The sequence below is a fragment of the Stenotrophomonas capsici genome (assembly GCF_034961085.1).
In the GTDB taxonomy this organism is placed as follows: Bacteria; Pseudomonadota; Gammaproteobacteria; order Xanthomonadales; family Xanthomonadaceae; genus Stenotrophomonas; species Stenotrophomonas capsici.
On the sequence record NZ_JAYFUH010000200.1, the window covers coordinates 1 to 1,704 of the forward strand.

The window sequence follows — 1,704 nt, forward strand, 5'->3', positions numbered from 1 at the left end:
CTGCTGCTGCACGAAGCGCTTCACCCCCTCGATGTAGCCGGGGCTGCGCGTGTCGCAGGGGTGCACCACCAGCTCGAAGCTGGAGCCACGCAGCGCGTCCAGCGCGCCGTTCTGCATGTCCACCACGTACTGCGCGGTGGGGTTGTCGTAGACCATGCCGATCAGGAACGAACGCCGGAACGCCAGGCCACGGGCCAACGGGTCGGGCGCGTAGCCCACCTCACGCATCAATGCCTCGACCTTCTCGCGGGTGTCTTTGCGCACCAGCGGCGAGTTGTTGATGATCCGCGACACCGTCTTCTTGGAGACACCGGACAGGCGTGCGATGTCGTTGATCGTGGCGGGTCGGCCCAGGTTGTGGGCCGGGGCGTCGACGTCGGTCTTCTTGCGCAAGGCGAGGTCCTTGAAACCGTTCAATGCAGTCATTCTATCGGGCCGCGCTCGTTCCAGAGCGCGGGTGTGGGCGTTGCGGGAAGGCACCCCGGCGTTGCCGGCGGCAGGCTCATGGCCTGCACCGATGCCCGTTTGATCCCCGCCACATTGTGAGGGCAGTCGCGGCGCGCCATCTGAACGGGGCGCGCCGCCGTGCTGTACCCATCCCGCGGGCGACATGCCTCCGGCAGCCATCACCGGCGGGCACTTGGCCGGCGGCATCAACTACGCAGCAGCGCCGGCAGCCACAACGACATCTCCGGGAAGAACGTCACCGCCAGCAGCACGCCCAGGCCGGCAAGCCAGAACGGCCAGATGGTCTTCATGCTCTCACCGACGGTGATCTTGCCGATCGCCGTGCCGATGAACAGCACCGAGCCCACCGGCGGCGTCACCAGGCCCAGCCCACCGGTCAGCACCAGCACCAGGCCGAAGTGGATCGGGTCGATGCCGTAGGCCTTGGCCACCGGCAGGAAGATCGGCGTGCAGATCAGGATCATCGGGGCCAGGTCCATGAAGGTGCCCAGCAACAGCAGCATCACCACGATCATCAGCAGCACCATGTACTTGCTGTGCGCGAAGGACTGCAGGAACTCCACCGCCGCCGCCGGCACCTGCAGGTAGGCCAGCAACCAGCCGAACACCGCCGCGGTGGCGATCACGAACAGGATCACGCCGGTGCTGCGCGCGGCATGCACCACGGTGGCCATGAACTCCTTCCAGCGCAGCTGGCGGTACAGCACGGTGGTCACCAGCAGCGCGTACACCACCGCGATCGCCGCCGACTCCACCGCGGTGAAGATGCCGGCGCGGATGCCGAAGAAGATCAGGCCGACCAGGCCCAGGCCCGGCAGCGCCGCGACCAGCCGCAGCAGCACCGCGCGCATGCCCGGAAAGGCTTCCACGCCGTAGCCGCGACGGCGCGCCACCACGTAGCCGGTCACCATCAGCACCACCGTCATCAGCAAGGCCGGCACGATGCCCGCGGCGAACAGGTCGGCGATGGACAGGCCACCGCCGGCCGCGGCCGAGAACAGGATCAGGTTGTGCGACGGTGGCACCAGCAGCGCCACCAGTGCCGCGGTGATGCTGACGTTGACCGCGAAGTCGCGGTCGTAGCCGCGCTTGACCATCTGCGGGATCATCGTGCCACCCACCGCCGAGACGTCGGCGATCGCCGAGCCGGACACGCCACCGAAGAACAGCGAGGACAGGATCGACACCTGGCCCAGGCCGCCGCGCATGCGCCCGACCAGCGACGAGGCCAGCGAG

At 68.2% G+C, this 1,704-nt stretch carries 2 protein-coding genes; both read right to left on the reverse strand.

From position 1 onward, the window contains the following. A partial coding sequence (locus VA603_RS11390; protein ID WP_425603696.1) for a LacI family DNA-binding transcriptional regulator occupies window positions 1–426 on the reverse strand: 426 nt, incomplete at its 3' end. Window positions 427–653: 227 nt separating this feature from the next. Next, the coding region (locus tag VA603_RS11395; RefSeq protein ID WP_323438909.1) for a TRAP transporter large permease at window positions 654–1,704 on the reverse strand (1,051 nt) is incomplete at its 5' end.